This is a genomic window from Bacillus sp. FJAT-14266, assembly GCF_001719225.1.
Taxonomy (GTDB): domain Bacteria; phylum Bacillota; class Bacilli; order Bacillales; family Bacillaceae; genus Bacillus; species Bacillus subtilis.
Genome location: NZ_CP017072.1, coordinates 1,898,929 through 1,918,377, shown reverse-complemented (window position 1 = coordinate 1,918,377; position 19,449 = coordinate 1,898,929). Strand labels below are relative to the sequence as shown.

General features: G+C 46.8%; 17 protein-coding genes. 3 read left to right on the top strand and 14 right to left on the bottom strand.

Annotated elements, in window-relative coordinates:
* The first annotated feature begins 44 nt into the window (after nucleotides 1-44).
* Together bmr and bmrR are read left to right on the top strand one after the other, a co-directional pair.
* Nucleotides 45-1,214 (top strand): multidrug efflux MFS transporter Bmr, encoded by a 1,170-nt coding sequence (bmr, locus tag BGM23_RS10100; protein ID WP_015251751.1) that lies wholly within the window; start codon nucleotides 45-47, stop codon nucleotides 1,212-1,214.
* A gap of 72 nt (nucleotides 1,215-1,286) precedes the next feature.
* A complete protein-coding gene (gene bmrR / locus BGM23_RS10095) occupies nucleotides 1,287-2,123 on the top strand; it encodes a multidrug efflux transcriptional regulator BmrR (protein WP_015251750.1) in 837 nt (278 codons plus the stop codon).
* Between the two features lie 61 nt (nucleotides 2,124-2,184).
* Here bmrR and bfmBB read toward each other — a convergent pair whose 3' ends face one another.
* The 8 genes from bfmBB to BGM23_RS10055 form a co-directional block, all read right to left on the bottom strand.
* Nucleotides 2,185-3,459 (bottom strand): branched-chain alpha-keto dehydrogenase complex dihydrolipoyllysine-residue (2-methylpropanoyl)transferase, encoded by a 1,275-nt coding sequence (gene bfmBB / locus BGM23_RS10090; RefSeq protein WP_029726741.1) that lies wholly within the window; start codon nucleotides 3,457-3,459, stop codon nucleotides 2,185-2,187.
* Between the two features lie 22 nt (nucleotides 3,460-3,481).
* Entirely contained in the window at nucleotides 3,482-4,465 is a 984-nt protein-coding gene (bfmBAB, locus tag BGM23_RS10085) for a 3-methyl-2-oxobutanoate dehydrogenase subunit beta (RefSeq protein ID WP_004398638.1), read from the bottom strand.
* A 13-nt stretch (nucleotides 4,466-4,478) separates the two neighbouring features.
* On the bottom strand, nucleotides 4,479-5,471 hold the full coding sequence (gene bfmBAA / locus BGM23_RS10080) for a 3-methyl-2-oxobutanoate dehydrogenase subunit alpha (protein ID WP_004398565.1): 993 nt from the start codon (nucleotides 5,469-5,471) through the stop codon (nucleotides 4,479-4,481).
* A 21-nt stretch (nucleotides 5,472-5,492) separates the two neighbouring features.
* The gene (gene lpdA, locus BGM23_RS10075) at nucleotides 5,493-6,917 is read right to left on the bottom strand and encodes a dihydrolipoyl dehydrogenase (protein WP_029726740.1); all 1,425 of its coding nucleotides are present in this window, start codon (nucleotides 6,915-6,917) and stop codon (nucleotides 5,493-5,495) included.
* Between the two features lie 20 nt (nucleotides 6,918-6,937).
* Nucleotides 6,938-8,029 carry a butyrate kinase gene (buk, locus tag BGM23_RS10070; RefSeq protein ID WP_029726739.1) on the bottom strand — a complete coding sequence of 364 codons (1,092 nt, stop codon included), beginning with the start codon at nucleotides 8,027-8,029 and terminating at the stop codon, nucleotides 6,938-6,940.
* Between the two features lie 18 nt (nucleotides 8,030-8,047).
* On the bottom strand, nucleotides 8,048-9,142 hold the full coding sequence (gene bcd / locus BGM23_RS10065; RefSeq protein ID WP_003230309.1) for a branched-chain amino acid dehydrogenase: 1,095 nt from the start codon (nucleotides 9,140-9,142) through the stop codon (nucleotides 8,048-8,050).
* 11 nt (nucleotides 9,143-9,153) lie between these two features.
* Nucleotides 9,154-10,053, bottom strand: a complete 900-nt coding sequence (gene yqiS, locus BGM23_RS10060) for a phosphate butyryltransferase (protein WP_017696446.1) — start codon at nucleotides 10,051-10,053, stop codon at nucleotides 9,154-9,156.
* A gap of 124 nt (nucleotides 10,054-10,177) precedes the next feature.
* Nucleotides 10,178-12,256 (bottom strand): sigma-54 interaction domain-containing protein, encoded by a 2,079-nt coding sequence (locus BGM23_RS10055; RefSeq protein ID WP_004398669.1) that lies wholly within the window; start codon nucleotides 12,254-12,256, stop codon nucleotides 10,178-10,180.
* A gap of 152 nt (nucleotides 12,257-12,408) precedes the next feature.
* Between BGM23_RS10055 and BGM23_RS10050 the strand changes: the two genes are divergently transcribed.
* Nucleotides 12,409-12,645, top strand: coding sequence for a DUF2627 domain-containing protein (locus BGM23_RS10050; RefSeq protein ID WP_003230304.1), 237 nt, complete (start codon nucleotides 12,409-12,411; stop codon nucleotides 12,643-12,645).
* Nucleotides 12,646-12,686: 41 nt separating this feature from the next.
* On the opposite strand, the gene prpB is transcribed toward BGM23_RS10050, so the two are convergent.
* From prpB to BGM23_RS10020, 6 genes are read right to left on the bottom strand one after another with little or no spacing between them, the layout of a single operon-like run.
* Nucleotides 12,687-13,592 carry a methylisocitrate lyase gene (gene prpB, locus BGM23_RS10045; protein WP_029726738.1) on the bottom strand — a complete coding sequence of 302 codons (906 nt, stop codon included), beginning with the start codon at nucleotides 13,590-13,592 and terminating at the stop codon, nucleotides 12,687-12,689.
* 16 nt (nucleotides 13,593-13,608) lie between these two features.
* Entirely contained in the window at nucleotides 13,609-15,027 is a 1,419-nt protein-coding gene (locus BGM23_RS10040; protein WP_015251743.1) for a bifunctional 2-methylcitrate dehydratase/aconitate hydratase, read from the bottom strand.
* A 14-nt stretch (nucleotides 15,028-15,041) separates the two neighbouring features.
* The gene (gene mmgD, locus BGM23_RS10035; RefSeq protein ID WP_029726736.1) at nucleotides 15,042-16,160 is read right to left on the bottom strand and encodes a citrate synthase; all 1,119 of its coding nucleotides are present in this window, start codon (nucleotides 16,158-16,160) and stop codon (nucleotides 15,042-15,044) included.
* Nucleotides 16,161-16,192: 32 nt separating this feature from the next.
* Entirely contained in the window at nucleotides 16,193-17,332 is a 1,140-nt protein-coding gene (locus BGM23_RS10030; RefSeq protein ID WP_029726735.1) for an acyl-CoA dehydrogenase, read from the bottom strand.
* A 27-nt stretch (nucleotides 17,333-17,359) separates the two neighbouring features.
* Nucleotides 17,360-18,223, bottom strand: coding sequence for a 3-hydroxybutyryl-CoA dehydrogenase (locus tag BGM23_RS10025; RefSeq protein ID WP_029726734.1), 864 nt, complete (start codon nucleotides 18,221-18,223; stop codon nucleotides 17,360-17,362).
* 24 nt (nucleotides 18,224-18,247) lie between these two features.
* The gene (locus tag BGM23_RS10020) at nucleotides 18,248-19,429 is read right to left on the bottom strand and encodes an acetyl-CoA C-acetyltransferase (protein ID WP_003230291.1); all 1,182 of its coding nucleotides are present in this window, start codon (nucleotides 19,427-19,429) and stop codon (nucleotides 18,248-18,250) included.
* Between the last annotated feature and the right edge of the window lie 20 nt (nucleotides 19,430-19,449).

The window sequence follows — 19,449 nt, the reverse complement described above, 5'->3', positions numbered from 1 at the left end:
GTCTTACAGTATAAGGGATACACACTTGAAAAAGGGGAAGTCATATGGAGAAGAAAAATATTACCTTAACTATATTATTAACCAATTTATTTATTGCTTTTTTGGGGATCGGGCTTGTGATTCCAGTAACGCCGACCATTATGAATGAATTGCATTTATCGGGGACCGCGGTCGGCTATATGGTTGCCTGCTTCGCTATTACACAGCTCATTGTCTCACCAATAGCCGGACGATGGGTTGATCGCTTCGGGCGCAAGATCATGATCATAATCGGCCTGTTGTTCTTTAGTGTGTCGGAGTTTTTGTTCGGCATTGGAAAAACAGTTGAGATGTTATTTATCTCCCGTATGCTGGGCGGTATCAGCGCAGCCTTCATTATGCCCGGGGTCACGGCTTTTATTGCAGATATCACGACCATTAAAACACGGCCAAAAGCGCTCGGTTATATGTCAGCCGCTATTTCAACAGGATTTATTATCGGCCCCGGCATCGGGGGATTTTTAGCAGAAGTCCATTCCCGGCTGCCTTTTTTCTTTGCGGCAGCTTTTGCACTGTTAGCAGCCATTTTATCAATCCTCACGCTGCGCGAGCCGGAACGAAACCCTGAAAATCAGGAAATAAAAGGACAGAAGACAGGCTTTAAACGAATTTTTGCCCCCATGTATTTCATAGCTTTTCTCATTATCTTAATTTCGTCTTTTGGTTTAGCATCATTTGAATCTTTATTTGCATTATTCGTGGATCATAAATTCGGATTTACGGCCAGCGACATTGCCATTATGATTACAGGAGGAGCGATTGTTGGCGCCATTACGCAAGTCGTCTTATTCGACCGCTTCACAAGATGGTTTGGCGAAATCCATTTAATTCGGTACAGCTTAATTCTCTCTACGAGTCTGGTATTCTTGCTGACAACAGTACATTCATATGTTGCGATTCTGCTGGTGACAGTCACCGTATTTGTCGGATTTGATCTCATGCGGCCTGCGGTAACGACTTACCTGTCAAAGATTGCGGGAAATGAACAGGGGTTTGCCGGCGGTATGAATTCAATGTTTACAAGTATCGGCAATGTATTCGGGCCTATTATCGGCGGAATGCTGTTCGATATTGATGTAAACTATCCTTTCTACTTTGCAACGGTCACCTTAGCCATAGGGATTGCACTGACTATTGCTTGGAAATCGCCTGCACATCTTAAAGCCAGCACGTGATAAGAAGCGTATTCTTTGTGTACTGCAAAGAATGCGCTTCTTCTTTATACTGATGATAGAAGGAGTGATGGCATGAAGGAATCATATTACTCAATTGGGGAAGTTTCAAAACTGGCAAACGTGTCGATTAAAGCGCTCCGTTATTACGATAAAATTGATTTATTTAAACCAGCCTACGTCGACCCGGATACCAGCTACCGCTATTATACAGATTCTCAGCTCATTCATCTGGATTTGATCAAATCATTGAAATATATCGGCACACCTTTAGAGGAAATGAAAAAAGCACAGGACTTAGAGATGGAAGAACTGTTTGCTTTTTACACAGAGCAGGAGAGGCAAATCAGGGAGAAATTAGACTTTTTATCAGCACTGGAGCAAACCATTTCATTGGTGAAAAAGCGGATGAAACGGCAGATGGAATATCCCGCGCTCGGTGAGGTGTTTGTTTTAGATGAAGAAGAAATACGGATCATTCAGACAGAGGCAGAAGGAATCGGGCCTGAAAACGTGCTCAACGCCTCCTACAGCAAATTAAAAAAATTTATCGAGTCAGCAGATGGATTTACGAACAATAGCTACGGCGCTACTTTCTCTTTTCAGCCCTACACCAGCATTGATGAAATGACTTACTGTCATATTTTCACGCCTGTATTGACGAATAAACAGATTTCATCAATTACGCCGGATATGGAAATCACAACAATCCCTAAAGGGAGGTATGCGTGTATCGCGTATAATTTTTCGCCTGAACATTATTTTCTCAACTTACAGAAGCTTATCAAATATATCGCGGACCGCCAATTAACAGTTGTCAGTGATGTATACGAGTTAATCATACCGATTCATTACTCCCCGAAAAAACAAGAAGAATATCGAGTCGAAATGAAAATACGGATCGCTGAATAATAAAGCATAGAAAAAGAGCATTTTTTGAAACAAAACTTCAAAAAATGCTCTTTTTGCTTATTTAGTAAACAGATGTCTTCTCGTCAATCGATTCTAAAATTTGTTTCACTCGTCCGAGGAATCGTCCGCACACGAGACCGTCAAGCACTCTGTGATCTAATGACAGGCACAGATTAACCATGTCTCTGACAGCAATCATGCCATTGTCCATGACAACCGGGCGTTTGACGATGGATTCTACTTGAAGAATCGCAGCCTGAGGGTAGTTGATAATGCCCATCGATTGAACAGACCCGAACGAACCTGTGTTGTTGACGGTAAACGTGCCTCCCTGCATGTCATCTGCAGTGAGTTTTCCGTCTCTTACTTTTTTAGCTAGGCTGGTAATGTCTTTCGCAATGCCTTTAATTGTTTTTTCATCAGCGTTTTTAATCACCGGAACAAATAAAGAATCCTCTGTGGCAACTGCAATTGAAATATTGATATCCTTTTTCTGAATAATTTTGTCCCCCGCCCACATGCTATTCATTTGCGGGAATTCTTTTAACGCCTGAGCGACCGCTTTTACAAAAAAGGCGAAGAACGTTAAATTAAAGCCTTCTGTCTTCTTAAAGGAATCTTTTATACTGTTTCGATATGCAACCATATTTGTGACGTCGACTTCCATCATCGTCCAAGCATGCGGAATTTCTGTTTTGCTTCGCTTCATATTGGAAGCAATTGCTTTTCTTACACCTGTGACAAGGATTTCTTTATCACCGGCTGCAGACGCAGGATATGACGTCTCTTCTTTTGGCTCAGGTTTTGATGCAGACTTCGGTGCAGGAGCTGCTGTTTTCGGCTCCTCAGGATTCTGTTCTTGCACGCCGCCTGTTTCAATTAAGCGCTGAATATCTTTTCGTGTGATGCGCCCGCCGGCACCTGTTCCTGTTACTTGTTCAAGATCAATGCTGTGCTCTCCGGCCAAACGGAGTACAGCTGGAGAGTAGCGCTTTTTATTGGGCTGATCAGCTGCTTCGGCACTTTTTGCAGCAGGCGTCTCAGCGGCTTTTGAAGCAGCTGGCTGTTCTTGTTTTTGTTCAGCCGGATTCGCGCCTTCTGTTTCAATTTTGCAAATCACTTCTCCGACTTGCAGGGTTTGGCCTTCTTCTCCCACAAGCTCTGTTATCGTACCAGTAAAAGAAGACGGAACCTCTGCATTTACCTTATCTGTCATGACTTCCGCGATCGGATCGTATTTGTTCACTTTATCACCGGGGGCGACAAGCCATTTGCTGATCGTCCCCTCTGTTACGCTTTCTCCAAGCTGCGGCATCGTCATTTGTTCAATTGCCATGATTGTATCCTCCCTTACGTCTTTAAAACTCCGCTAATTCTCTCATCGCCGCTTCCACTTTATCAGGGTTGACCATAAAGTATTTTTCCATTGTCGGCGCATAAGGCATAGCCGGAATATCAGGACCTGCAAGCCGTTTGATCGGCGCGTCTAAGTCGAACAGACAATGCTCGGATATAATTGCGGCTACTTCGCTCATGATGCTGCCTTCTTTTGTATCTTCTGTGACCAAAAGAACCTTTCCAGTTTTGGACGCAGCTTCGATAATCGCTTCTTTATCAAGCGGGTAAACTGTTCTTAAATCCACCACATGCGCTGAAATGCCATCTTTTTCGAGACGTTCTGCAGCTTGTAAGGCAAAGTGGACACACAGACCGTATGTGATCACCGTGATGTCGTCGCCTTCCCGTTTTACGTCAGCCTTGCCGATTGGCAGGACATAATCATCAGCCGGAACCTCTCCCTTTATCAGACGGTACGCCCGCTTGTGCTCAAAAAACAGCACCGGGTCTTCGTCACGAACTGCGGCTTTTAATAGTCCCTTGGCGTCATATGGTGTTGATGGCATGACAATTTTCAGTCCGGGCTGGTTGGCGAAAATTGCTTCGACTGATTGAGAATGATACAAGGCTCCGTGCACGCCTCCGCCGTATGGCGCTCTGACGACAATCGGACAGCTCCAGTCATTGTTGCTGCGGTAGCGGATTTTAGCCGCCTCAGAAATAATTTGGTTGACCGCCGGCATAATGAAATCAGCAAACTGCATTTCAGCAATCGGTCTCATTCCGTACATTGCCGCTCCGATACCGACTCCTGCGATCGCAGATTCAGCAAGCGGCGTATCCATAACGCGCTCTTCCCCAAATTGTTCATAGAGTCCGGCTGTCGCTTTAAACACACCGCCTTTTCTTCCTACATCTTCCCCAAGGACGAAAACGCGAGAATCTCGTTCCATTTCTTCTTTCATCGCCAAATTGATTGCATCAATATATGACATTACTGACATTTGTTCTTCCTCCCTACTTCGCATACACATAATCAAGCGCTGACTCAGGAGCTGCATAAGGGGCGTTCTCCGCTTCATCCGTCGCTTCATTTACGATTGCCATAATTTCATCCAGCATGGTTTGTTCTATCTCATCGGACAGCAGGCCTGTTTCCTTTAAGTAAGCTTGATAAGTAAGCAGGGGATCACTTTTTTTCGCTTCCTCTACTTCTTCACGCCCTCTGTAGCTGCTGTCATCGTCATCACTGGAATGTGGTGTAAGGCGGTAAGAAATCGTTTCAATTAATGTCGGGCCTTCTCCTCTGCGTGCCCTTTCGCGTGCTTCTTTGACCGCTTGATAAACTTCCAGCGGATCATTTCCATTCACAGTTACGCCAGGCATCCCATAGCCTATGGCACGGTCGGAAATGTTCTCACATGCGACTTGCTTATCGTAAGGCACTGAGATTGCGTATTTGTTGTTTTCACACATGAAAATAACCGGCAGCTTATGGACAGCGGCAAAGTTCGCCCCTTCATGGAAATCGCCTTGGTTTGAAGACCCTTCCCCAAATGTAACAAAGGCTGCGATATCCTTTTTCTCCATACGTCCCGCAAGCGCAATACCGACTGCGTGTGGCACTTGCGTTGTAACTGGAGATGATCCCGTCACAATGCGGTTTTTCTTTTGTCCGAAATGTCCTGGCATCTGGCGGCCTCCTGAGTTCGGATCTGCTGCTTTTGCAAACCCGGACATCATTAAGTCCTTTGCTGTCATGCCAAACGCGAGCACGACACCCATGTCTCTGTAGTACGGCAATACATAATCCATTTCACGGTCAAGTGCGAAAGCCGCTCCTACCTGTGCTGCTTCCTGTCCTTGACAAGAGATTACAAATGGAATTTTGCCAGAACGGTTTAACAGCCACATTCTTTCATCGATTTTTCTTGCTAACAGCATGGTTCTATACATATCAACGGCTTCCTGATCAGTCAGCCCTAGTGCTTGATGTCGGTTTGTACTCATTCAAGCCCCTCCTTTATGCTTTTAAAAATGAATGGCTTTGCCATCTGCGGCAAGCGCTGCTTCTCCAATTGCTTCAGAAAGCGTTGGATGCGGGTGAATCGTTTGTCCGACCTCCCACGGCGTTGCGTCCAGCACTTTGGCAAGACCCGCTTCAGAAATCATGTCGGTGACATGCGGGCCGATCATATGAACGCCGAGAATATCATCTGTATCTCGGTCCGCCACGATTTTGACAAAACCGTCGCTTTCACCGTATACAAGCGCTTTTCCAATCGCCATAAATGGGAACTTGCCGATTTTGACATTATGCCCGTTCGCCTTTGCTTCGTCTTCGGTTAAGCCGACACTGGCAGCTTCAGGGCTTGAGTAAATGCACTTCGGCACAAGCGTCGGATCAAGCGGATGCGGATTGAGACCTGCAAAATGCTCAACAGCAATAATTCCCTCATGTGAAGCAACATGAGCTAACTGCAGGCCACCGATTACGTCTCCGATTGCATAAATATGAGATTCCTTCGTTTGGCAGCTTTCATTGACTGAAATCATGCCATTTTCAGTAACAATATCGGTGTTCTCTAGGCCGATGCCTTCGATATTTGCCTGTCTGCCGATGGAAACAAGCATTTTCTCAGCAGAGTAGGTAACGGTTTCTCCGTCTTTTTCCGCTTGTATGCTGATATCGTCTGATGTTTTTGTCACTGTGTCAGGCAGCACTTTTGCCCCTGTTATGAACTGGATGCCTTTTTTCTTAAGAAGACTTTCCATTTCTTTTGAAATCTCTAGATCTTCAGTCGGCAATATGCGATCCGCGTATTCAATAACTGTTACCTTCACGCCAAAATCATGGAGCATAGACGCCCATTCGATACCGATAACCCCTCCGCCGACAATGATGATTGATTGTGGCAGCTCCTCCATTTGGAGCGCCTCATCTGAAGTCAGTACAGACTTACCGTCCGCTTCAAGACCCGGAAGCATTCTCGGTCTTGATCCTGTTGCAATGATCACTTGTTTCGGGATCAGCATATCATTTTCTTCACCATTTCCCCGCTCAACAGAAATTGTTCCCGGCAGCGGAGAGAAGATTGACGGTCCAAGGATACGTCCATATCCGGTGTACACGTCAATTTTCCCTTTTTTCATTAAATGATTTACACCCGCTGCAAGCTTATCAACAACGGCTTGCTTACGCTGCTGCACTTTTTCAAAGTTGAGGGACACGCCAGCCGTTTCCACCCCGAATTGATCGGCTTCACGAGCTGTCCGGTATACCTCTGCACTTCTAAGAAGCGCTTTACTCGGGATACAGCCTTTATGCAGACATGTTCCCCCGAGTTTTTCCTTTTCCACAACGGCTGTTTTTAAGCCGAGCTGAGCGGCTCTGATGGCCGCAACATAACCGCCGGTACCGCCGCCCAGAATGACTACGTCATACTCAGTTGCCATGGTGACTCACTCCTGTCTGTCTATTCAATACGATATTGTTTGGATTGCTCTTCGCCCAGCAACACTCTGAGCGCCCCTTGGGCAAGAGACTGCAGTTCATTTTCACCCGGATAGACTAAAACGTCTGAAATCCAATCTATGTATGATCTAATAGCAGAAACAAAGCTTTTGCCGTACGCAAGGCCTCCCGTCAGCACAATCGCTTCAACTTCGCCTTTTAACGCCGCGCTGGCTGCCCCGATTTCCTTTGCTACCTGATATGCCATGGCATCATAAATGAAGCGGGCTTTTTCATCGCCCCCCTGAATCATCTGTTCCACTTTTACTGCATCATTTGTACCGAGATAGCCTAAAAGTCCGCCGGTGCCAACAAGCTTTTTCATGATTTCTTCTTTTGTATATTCCCCTGAAAAACATAGATCAACAAGATCTCCCGCAGGCACTGTTCCTGCTCGTTCAGGACTGAATGGCCCCTCGCCGTGCAGGCCGTTATTGACATCTACCACTCGCCCGCGGTCATGGACGCCAATTGTAATACCTCCGCCCATATGGGTAATAATCATTTTCATGTTCTCATATCGTTTGCCAAGGGAGGCTGCCGCTTTACGAGCGACAGCTTTTTGGTTTAACGCATGGAAAATGCTTTTCCGTTCAATTTCAGGCATGCCTGAAACTTTCGCAAGCACTGACATTTCGTCTACGACAACAGGGTCGACGATATACGAAGGGATATTCAGGCCGTCTGCGATTTCCCGCGCGATAATACCCCCGAGATTAGAAGCATGCTGACCGGCGTAACCGCTTTTCAAATCCTCAATCATCTCATCATTCACTACGTAGGTCCCGCCTTCAATTGGCCGGAGAAGGCCGCCTCTTGCACAGACTGCATCAAACTTTGAGATATTGATTCCCTGTTCATGAAGCGTTTCGAGAATATGGTTTTTACGAAATTCATACTGATCAATAATTCGGTCAAATCGCTGCAGCTCTTCTATGTTGTGTCTCAATGTTTTTTCAAAAATGCTTCTTTCGTTATGAAAAACACCGATTTTCGTTGAAGTTGAGCCTGGATTAATTGTGAGAATGCGTTTTTCGACATGTAGCACTTTCATAACCTCCAGATCAATTTCTTAACGTCTGCTTAATACACTGTGGCCGTTTTGCAAAAACTGGCTTCTTGAGCGGCGCATGCGTTCAATCCGTTCCTCTGCCAAGCGGTCAGCCGCTAAATATGCAGGAATGCCGTCACGCTGAGAAATCTCTAGTACACGCTCGATATTGCCGTAAATGCCTTCGACTTTTTTCAATGCACGTTCTGCATTATAGCCGTAAAGCTCATCTGCCACGTTGATAACACCGCCCGCGTTAATCACGTAATCCGGTGCATAAACAATGCCCATTTCGTGAATTTGATCACCATGGCGTGTCTCTTTTAATTGGTTGTTAGCCGCACCTGCGATCACTTTCGCCTTCAGCTGTTTAATGGTGTCGTCGTTAATAGTCGCACCAAGGGCACACGGCGCATAAATATCGCAGTCTTGTGAATAAATGTCATCAGGATCTACAGCACGGGCGCCAAAATCTTCAACTGCACGCTGTACAGATTGTTTGTTGATATCCGTAACGATTAAGTTTGCTCCTTCTTCATGCAGGTGGCGGCAAAGGTTATAGGCTACGTTCCCAACACCCTGTACAGCAATGGTTTTTCCTTCAAGAGAGTCGGTTCCGAAAGCAGCTTTAGCTGCTGCCTTCATTCCTCTATACACCCCGTACGCTGTGACTGGGGACGGATTTCCAGAAGAGCCGAAAGCAGGAGAAATCCCTGTAACATAGTCTGTTTCATCATGAATGATATCCATATCCTCGACCGTTGTACCCACATCTTCAGCCGTGATGTATCTGCCATTCAGCCCTTGAATATAGCGGCCAAACGCGCGGAACATTTCCTCATTTTTGTCTTTGCGCGGATCGCCGATAATGACTGTTTTTCCGCCGCCAAGGTTTAAGCCTGCCGCCGCGTTCTTATAGGTCATGCCTCTAGCCAATCTGAGCGCATCTTCAATTGCCGCTTCTTCATTTTCATATGTCCACATTCTCGTTCCGCCAAGCGCCGGACCAAGCGTTGTATCATGAATCGCGATAATCGCTTTTAATCCAGATTGTTCATCCTGGCAGAATACCAATTGTTCGTAATCGTATTTCTCCATATATTTAAAAAGTTCCATGTTCGTTCCTCCTAATGTGTGTATTCTTCAGATGCGCATATTGCCAGCGCAATGGAATACAGTTTATTTTCAGCAGAGTCCGCTCTGCTTGTTAAGGCAATCGGTGCTTTGGCTCCTGTAATGACAGCCGCCACGCTGGCCTTGGCAAAATAAATCAGAGATTTGTATAAAATATTGCCGGCCTCAATTGTTGGGACGAGAAGGATATCTGCGTTGCCCGCTACGTCTCCCGAAATTTTTTTCTGGGCCGCGGCAATTTGAGAAACTGCGTTATCCAAAGCAAGCGGTCCATCAACAATGCAGCCTTTGATCTGGCCCCTTTTGTACATTTGAGCTAGAGCAGCTGCATTCACGGTTGCTTCCATTTTTGGGTTCACCGTTTCGACCGCTGCAAGGGCAGCTGCTTTTGGCATATTGTTCCCCACTGCATGGGCCACATGAACGGCATTTTGCAAAATCTGCCGGAGCTCTTCCAGCGAAGGAGCAATATTCATTGCCGAATCTGTCACAAACATCAGCCGGTCAAAATCCGGTATATCGAAGACAGCCACGTGAGAAAGGACACTTGCTGACCGAAGCCCCTCCTGTCTGTTCAATACCGCTTTAAGCAAAACAGAAGTCGGCACATTGCCTTTCATTAAAACGTCCGCTGTTTTATGATGTACAGCACGAACCGCTAATTTCGCCGATTCCTCAGGAGTATCGGCATGGACGATTTCCACTTGATGCCCTTGCATGGATGATGTCAGCTCGTTCAGTTTTGTGCTGTCGCCCGTTAACAAGAAACGGGCGGATAGGTGCTCGGCTGCCAGCTTTACAGCCCGGATCACTTCCTCATCCTCAGCATGAGCAACCGCAATGGTCTTATTTTTGTGTATCGACGCTTTGCCGATTAAATCTTTCAGCTTCATCTGTTACCACCTTTCTTGTTTCGACTCCGCCTTTTATTATGCAAGTTCCATGCCAGCTCTTAAGGGTGCTGTCATACCAGGTATATTGAAACATTCGTGCAGATGTTTGCGTTTATTCTGCAAATTATTGCATGCCTTCATTTGCAAGGCCATATTTATCCATTTTGTAATATAAGTTCCGAATGCTGACACCGAGAGCTTTTGCTGTTTTTGTCCGGTTAAAATGATGCTTTTCAAGCGTTTGCTGGATCAAATGTGCTTCAAATTTTTCTACTGCGACAGACAGCTTTTCGCCTTCAATATCCGGAAAATCAAAACCTGTTCCCTGGTCTGTGTCATTTTCTTTTTGCTCAAGTTCGAATACAGGCAAGTGATCTTTTTCAATCCATTCCATATGCGGATTCAGAAAAATCATGGCTCGTCCAAGGACATTTTCAAGCTCCCGGACATTCCCAGGCCAATGGTAGGCAGATAAGGCGCGCAAGGCTTGCTGTGAGAGCCCTTTTACATTCCTGCCGTAATCCCGGTTGATCTTTTGGATAAGTCTGACGCTCAATGCTTCAATGTCCTCCAACCGCTGCCGCAAAGGCGGGATGGAGATCGGATAGCGGTTGATCCGGTAATACAGGTCTTCCCGGAATGTTCCGTCCGCCATCGCCTTTTCAATATTTACATTTGTCGCCGCGATCACTCTGACATTGACAGGGATCGCTTTCGTGCCGCCCACTCTGACGATTTCCTTTTCTTGAAGGACGCGTAGCAATTTGGCCTGCATATTTTGTGTCAGCTCACCGATTTCATCTAAGAAAATACTGCCGTTATTTGCTTCCTCAAATAAACCCTTTTTACCGCCGCGCTTCGCTCCTGAAAACGCGCCATCCTCATAGCCGAACAATTCTGATTCGAGCAGGTTTTCAGAAAGGGCTGCACAATTCACGCGAATAAATTTATTGTATTTCCGGTCACTTTCGTTATGGATGGCATGGGCGAACAGTTCTTTTCCTGTTCCTGATTCCCCGCGCAGCAAGATGGTTGCCGGTGTTTTCGCACCGAGCTTCGCCTGCTCAAGCGCAACCAGCATTTGCTCGCTTTTGCCGATAATGTCGTCAAACGTGTATTTCGCTTCAAGCGTGCGAATAATTTGTCTGGCGCGGTTAAGCTCCGCTGTCAGCATTTTAATTTCGGAAACATCGTGAATCACGCCGACGCTGCCTTTCAAAATCCCGTCCACAATCACCGGTGCTACATTAACGATGACCTCTTTTTCATTCGGGCCGACCTTCATTCTGACACCGCGGACAGGACGTCTTGTTTCAAGCACCTTTAAATGCATGCTTTCGCCTTCGGAAATATCAGTGTTTGCAGGCTTGCCGATGACTTCTTTTTCAGAAAGCCCCGTCATTTTCGTATACGCTTTATTGATTAGCAGGCCGATGCCGTTTTCATCAACGACAGAAATCGCCTCATCGGAGGATTGAATAATTGCCTCCAGCATCGTACGGACCTGCTTTAAGTTGGTCACTTCCTCTGCCAGCTCGACCGCATCAGTGATATCTTTAAACACACAAAGAGCCCCGAGCAGACGTCCGCCTTCATCAATAATCGGCAGCCTTGTGGTCACAATTTGCAAATGATCGCCTAACAGCTGCTTCTGGTTGTATTCAGGCACTCTTGTTTTTAAAATCCGCGGCATCTTCGTGCTCGGAATCACTTCTTTTATTGGGCGCCCAATGACTTCCTCACGTTTTTTCCCGACCATTTTTTCGGCCATATGGTTAAAGAGAATGATTTCTTCATTGATATCAATAAAAATCATTCCATCATGGGTGGAATTAAAAATTCTGTCATATTTATAGGTTTGCTCTTTTAGCATTTGAATCAGGTGCTGCTTTTCTTCCATCAGCTGAAAAACGATGTATGCCATTTTTCCCGGCATGACAATGGTATCTTCATGCTTTCTTTGAAGGAGCTCGTCAAACACGGCTTGATCGCCGGTAGTATGAATGACGATATCCGGTTTTTGTTGTATGTAAGGTTTCCAATCAGATGATACGGCAATCCCATACTGTTCTGCTTCTTTCAATCCCGGCGCCTCGGGGTCTTTGTCAACTACGGCAATGATATCTATGATGGCTGTTTTAATCAGAATATGTAATAACGCCGTTCCCCTTTTGCCGGCACCTACTATCAGTACCTTTTGCATCCCGATACCCCTTTGTATGAAAAAATTTGCACACCTATTTATTCCGTTGCAATAATTTGCACAACCCTATGTTACCACGTTTTCTTCTCTTGACAAAATATTTTTTCCGCTGGACAATAAAGGAAATGAAAAGATAAAGGGGTTTTCTGAAGATGAGCCGACTTCTTGCGCTTTTAATATTAGTCATCCCCGGGGCTATTTCTGCTTTAGGCATTAAACTGATGAGAGATACACTTTTCGGCCATACAATCAAGCCATTTTCAGCTCTTTGGCTCCAAGGGTTGTCAGGATTCATCTTTTTTGCGATCGGCCTCTATGTGCTGGCCGGGTTCATTTTATACAGAGACAGAAAACGCAATCAAGTCAGCCCGCGATTCAGAAAACGATAGCTGAAAAAAAGCCGGAGAATGCTCCGGCTTTTTTTGTTGCATTATTCGTCAGGCAAAACGGTCTTGGCAATCGTTTTGTCTAACGCTTCATAGTCATAATAAGAAATCGTATCGTACAGTTCTTTTCGTGTCTGCATATCATGAAGTCCTTCTTTTTGTGAACAGTGCTCCTTCATCAAACCAAACATCCGCTCACAAGCTTTTGCCGCCGCTCGAAGCGAGGTGACAGGATATATCACCATGTGAAACCCCATATCTTCGAATTCATCGGCACGATAATATGGCGTTTTCCCAAATTCAGTCATATTCGCAAGGAGCGGAACGGGGATACGCTCAGCAAACTGGCGGAATTCATTCTCCGCCTGTAGCGCTTCCGGGAAAATTGCGTCCGCTCCCGCCTCAATGTAAGCCTCTGAACGTTTTATTGCGGCATCAAGCCCTTCCTGCGCCCTGGCGTCAGTACGGGCAACAACAATAAGGGAGGGTGCCGCTTGTTTAATGGCTTTTATTTTTTGCGCCATTTCCTTTATCGGAACTAGCTGTTTGCCATTTAAATGTCCGCATTTTTTTGGGAGCTGCTGGTCTTCTATTTGAACGGCTGCTACCCTGGCTTCAAGCATCTCCCGGGCTGTTCGGGCGGCATTTAAGACACCGCCAAATCCCGTATCGATATCCACAAGCAAAGGCAGATCAGCTGCACGCACAAGATCTTTGGCCCGTTCAGCTATCTCTGCCGATGTGATGATCCCTAAATCAGGCAGCCCCCTGCTGGCTGTATAGGCAGCACCGGACAAATAAATAGCAGAAAAACCGGCTTCTTTCGCAAGCAAAGCGGCCATCCCGTCATGGGCGCCGGGAATTTGAAGAATGTCCGGTGCTGACATCAGCTTGCGGAAACGCCCGGCAAGCTCCTCTTGTGACGATTGCTTATTGACGATCCACGACATGAAACAAATCCCCCTTTTACATGCAGAACATGTCTACGAATTCATTTACGCGCATCGTTTGTAATGTCTCATAGCTGGTACAGCGCTCATAAATGTGTTTGTGCTGTTTATCAGGAAAATGGGTTTTGAGATTGTCAGAAAACTTTTCCAGCAGTTTCGGCACTGCTTCCTCTCTTCGAAAACGATGGCCGAGGGGAAACTCACATTCCACCATTTCCGTGCTCGTTCCGTCTTTAAAATGAACCTGAACGGCATTTGAGATGGAACGTTTATCAGGTTTCAAATAATCCTCGGTATATGTTTTATTTTCAGTCACTTCCATTTTATCACGAAGTTTATCTATTCTCGGATCACTCGCTGTTTCAGCTTCATAATGCTGTGCCGTGATATCACCAAAAAGCAAACCAATTGCTGTAATGTATTGGAGGCAGTGATCACGGTCTGCCGGATTGTGGAGCGGGCCTTTTTTATCAATGATTCGGATAGCGGATTCATGCGTTCTGATGACAACTCGGTCAATCTCATCAATCCGGTTCTTTACCTGCGGGTGAAGAATGACGGCGCACTCCGCCGCTGTCTGGGCGTGAAATTCCGCAGGATAAGACACTTTAAATAACACATTTTCCATGACATAAGCGTCGAGCGGACGGGCAAGCTTGATCTCTTTCTTATTGAATAAAACGTCTTGGAACCCCCAACCCGGTGCACTCAAGGCTGTCGGATAACCCATTTCCCCTTTTAACGACATCAGCGCCAAATGAACACCTCTGCTCGTTGCATCTCCTGCCGCCCATGATTTACGCGAGCCTGTATTTGGTGAATGGCGGTATGTCCTCAATGCTGCATTGTCAATCCATGCATTCGAAAGCGCATTTTTGATTTCTTCTCTTCCGCCGCCCAAAAGCTTTGCCGCAACAGCGGTTGTCGCAACTTTGACAAACAGCACATGGTCAAGGCCAACTCGATTTAAGCTGTTTTCTAACGCCAGCACACCTTGGATCTCGTGTGCTTTGATCATCATCTCAAGTACGTCGCGTACCGTTAACGGCTCTTTTCCTTCAGACAGCCTCACTCTTGATACATAATCAGCAGCGGCAAGGATTCCTCCCAAGTTATCGGATGGATGCCCCCACTCCGCCGCCAGCCACGTATCATTGTAATCGAGCCAGCGAATCATGCAGCCGATATTAAACGCTGCCCTCACAGGATCGAGAACATATGACGTTCCCGGCACTTTGCTTCCATTCGGCACAGTCGTTCCTGGAACAATCGGGCCAAGCAGCTTTGTGCATTCCGGATACCGTAGCGCCAAGATCCCGCAGCCCAGGGTATCCAGCAATACATGCCCCGCTGTTGTATACGCTTCAGCACTAGTAATCTCTTTCTCAAGCACATAGTCTGTGATTTCTTCGATAACACGATCCGTTTTCGGCATTCTACCAGTTCCTTTCATGGTTTTGTTTGATATCGCGGGCCCATGTAACTGACGCGGGGACGGAAGAGCCGATTATTGGCATGCTGTTCGATCACATGGGCGCATAAACCGGACGTTCTCGCGCTGAAAAAGATCGGCGTATATAAAGGAATCGGTATGCCGAGCATCCAATACACTGGGGCAGCATAGTAATCCAAATTCGGGTAAAGCCCTTTTTCCTTCTCCATCAGCCGCTCACCCGCTTCGCACATCTCATATAAACGATGGTCACCGGCTTTATCGCATAATTGCTGCAGCGCCTCTTTCATCATGAGTGCTCTCGGGTCCATTTTTTTCATATACACCCGGTGGCCGAAGCCCATGATTTTTTCTTTTCTTTTCAGTTTTGTTTGCAAAAGCTGCTCAAAATCAGATGTCGTTTTTGCCTCCAAAAGCAAATACATCACAGCTTCGTTTGCTCCTCCGTGAAGATTCCCTTTCAGGGAAGCGACAGCCCCAGTCAAAGCCCCATAAAGATCTGAATGTGTAGATGCAATGACCCTGGCCGCAAAGGTTGAATTCGGCATCTCATGCTCACTGTACAGGACGAGCGACCGGTCAAAAATCTGTTCTTCCAATGAAGACGGCAATTTCCCTGTCATCATGTAGAGAAAATTCGCACTGTAGGATAGGGTTTGAAGCGGAAGAATCGGTTCTTTCTTATTAATGATCCTGTAGCTGGCAGCAGTGAGGGCAGGCATTTTCCCAAGAAGCTGATAGGCGCGTTCTTTGTTTGCGGAAGGAGACCGATCATCAATTTGCCGATCATAGCCAGCAAGTGCCGACAGGCCGGTACGCAGACTATCCATTGGATGAGTGTCCTCAGGGAGCAGCTCAAGCAGACGGAGATGATCAGCAGGCAGGCTTGCGGCACTGTTTATTTTACGTTCCAGCGTCTCCATTTCACTTTCTTCTGGCAGCCTGCCCTCCAGCAATAAATGGACAAGCTCCAGATAGCTTTTTGTTTCAGAAAGTTCTATTAAATCATAGCCTCTTATCAAAATCTGGCTGGACTGCGTGTCAAGATAAGAAATATGAGTTTCTGCCGCAATCACACCGTCCAACCCTGGAGAATAATGCTGTTTCTCCTCCATATCCTCAACCTCCGTTTTTGCGTTTTTGTCTATCAGGTTCCGCCAAGCAAATGCTTGGAAATAATCAGTCTTTGAATCTCGTTCGTCCCTTCATAGATTTGCGTCACCTTTGCATCGCGAAGCAGGCGCTCAACCGGATAATCCTTCATATAGCCATATCCCCCATAAATTTGAACGGCGTCTAACGCCGCCTTCACGGCTGCATCGGAAGCAAATTGTTTAGCCATAGACGCTTCTTTTCCACAGTTTAGGCCGCGGTTATGAAGGTCTGCAGCGTGGTAGACAAGATGTCTTGCCGCCTCAGCTCTAGTCGCCATATCAGCCAGCTTAAATGAAATGGCTTGATTGGCTGCGATCGGTCTTCCAAATTGCACTCGCTGCTTCGCATAATCAATGGCATGATCAAGAGCCGCCTCTGCAATTCCGAGGGCCTGTGCCGCAATGCCGATCCGGCCGACATTTAAATTCGCCATGGCAATGTGAAAGCCATCCCCCTCTTTGCCAAGCAAATTGGCTTCAGGCACTTCTGCATTATCAAAAATCAGTTCCGTAGTATTGGAGCCATAAAGCCCCAGCTTTCTTTCTTTTTTTCCAACGGTAAAACCGGGTGTGTTTTTTTCAACAATAAAAGCCGAAATCCCGTGCCTGCCTTGATCTGGAGCTGTTAAAGCAAATGTGATATAGATATCAGCTGCTCCGCCATTCGTTATGAATATTTTCGATCCGTTTAATAGATATTTGCCGTTCTTTTTGATTGCTGTTGTGCGGAGGCTCCCGGCATCCGACCCCGAGTGAGGCTCCGTTAGTGCAAATGCGCCCAAATGGTCTCCTGACGCGAGCTTTGGTATATATTTCATCTTCTGTTCTTCATTGCCGAAGTACAGAATCGGATTTGTGCCGACCGAGGTATGAACGGAGAGAATCACGCCGACAGCCGCGCTGATTCTAGAAATCTCATGAATCGCCAAAATATAAGAAACCACGTCTGCCCCGACACCGCCGTACTGTTCCGGCACCGGTATTCCCATCAGGCCGTGTTCGCCCATTTTTTTGATCAGCTGAAAGGGAAATTCGTCCGTTTTCTCCATGATTTCCGCAGCGGGAGCAATTTCTTTTCGTGCAAAATCACGCACCATTTTTCGCATCATGACTTGCTCTTGGGTTACATGCAACTCGGCCACCCCCGGATGGAATAGACTTCAGGAAGTCTTCTCCTCATAGTCATAAAAACCGCGTCCGCTCTTTTTGCCAAGCCAGCCTGCTTTGACATACTTGCGGAGCAGCGGGCAAGGACGGTATTTGGAATCGCCAAGGCCTGAGTGAAGGACTTCCATAATTGATAAACACGTATCCAGTCCGATAAAATCCGCTAATGCAAGCGGACCCATCGGATGATTCATGCCCAGCTTCATCACTTCATCTATTGCCTCCGGCTTCGCCACTCCCTCATACACGCAATAGATGGCTTCATTAATCATTGGAAGAAGCACACGGTTGGAAACAAACCCAGGAAAATCATTGACTTCTACCGCTGTTTTCCCCATCTTTTTCGCTAATGCCATAACATCTAAGGCCGTTTCTTCTGATGTAGCCAAGCCGCGAATCACTTCAACCAGCTTCATTACAGGGACGGGATTCATAAAATGCATGCCAATAACCCGTTGAGGCCGGTTTGTTACAGCAGCGATTTCTGTAATAGGCAAGGAAGATGTATTGCTGGCCAAAATCGTATGAGGCGGGCACATGCGATCAAGCGTTTTAAACATCTCAGTTTTTGCCGCCATGTTTTCTGCGATAGCCTCAATCACAATGTCCGCATGCTCTGCCTCCTCAAGCGTTTGAGAAATCGAAATGCGGCTGATTACACTCTTCACTTCCGTCTCGGTCCTTTTTCCTTTCTCAGCATCACGGGCCAGCTGTTTCTTCAGCCGTTTCAATCCTGCCTCCGCGGCCTCTGGATTCACATCATACATCCGCACATAAAAGCCCGCGTCGGCGGCTGTTTGAGCAATTCCGCTTCCCATCTGACCTGCGCCAGCTACCATGATTTGTTTGATTTCCATTCAAATCCCCTTTTTCATCATGTTTTAATGAACCTGCACTAAGACGGCGTCTCCCTGTGCTGCCCCGCTGCAAATAGCGGCAACGCCCAGACCCCCTCCCCGGCGCTTTAATTCATAAACAAGCGTCATGAGAATTCTCGCCCCGCTCGCGCCGATCGGGTGGCCGAGCGCGATCGCACCGCCATTTACATTTACTTTTTCAAGATCGAAACCTACGATTTTTTCACATGTCAAAACAACTGAAGCAAAAGCTTCATTTACTTCAAACAAGTCAATATCTTGGACAGTCAAACCGTTCTTTTTCAGGAGCTTGTTAATGGCAAACCCCGGCGCTGCCGCCAGCTCGTGCGCTGGCATTCCCGTAGTTGAAAAACCAAGAATTGTAGCCAGAGGCCGTTTGCCAAGCTCAGCAGCTTTTTCCTCAGACATCAGCACGAACGCGCCGGCTCCGTCATTGACCCCGGGAGCATTGCCGGCTGTGATAGAACCGTCACTTGCATAAATCGGAGCAAGTTTCGCGAGCTGATCCAGACTTGTGTCACGGCGAATCGCTTCATCTTTATCAACAACGTTTGGTTTCCCTTTTCGGCCGATCCAGTTGACGGGAACAATTTCATCCTGAAACTTCCCTTCATCGGCTGCCTTAGCTGCCCTTGCATGACTTCTCAACGCCCATTCGTCCTGCTCTCTTCGTGAGATTGCATATTCCTTGGCAGCTGTATTTCCGTGAACAGCCATGTGCACCTCGTCAAATGCGCACGTTAATCCGTCATACACCATTAAGTCCCTAAGCTCGCCGTCTCCCATCCGTGCTCCCCAGCGCCCGGCGGGAACGGCATACGGAATATTGCTCATGCTTTCCATCCCCCCCGCAACAAGTATGTCCGCATCCTGCGCCCGAATCATTTGATCACATAAAGTGACAGCGCGAAGGCCGGAAGCACAGACTTTATTCAGTGTTTCTGAGGGCACACTCCAAGGCATTCCCGCCAGACGGGCAGCTTGACGGGAAGGTATCTGCCCTGAGCCGGCCTGGACAACCATGCCCATGACGTTTCCTTCTACATCATCTCCAGAGACTCCAGCCTGTTGCAGCGCCTCCTTCATCACAATGCCCCCAAGCTCAGCAGCTTTCACCTCTTTCAAAACTCCGCCGAATTTGCCAAATGGAGTTCTTGCAGCACTTACAATGACTGTTTTCCTCATGGTTTCACCTCATTCAGAAG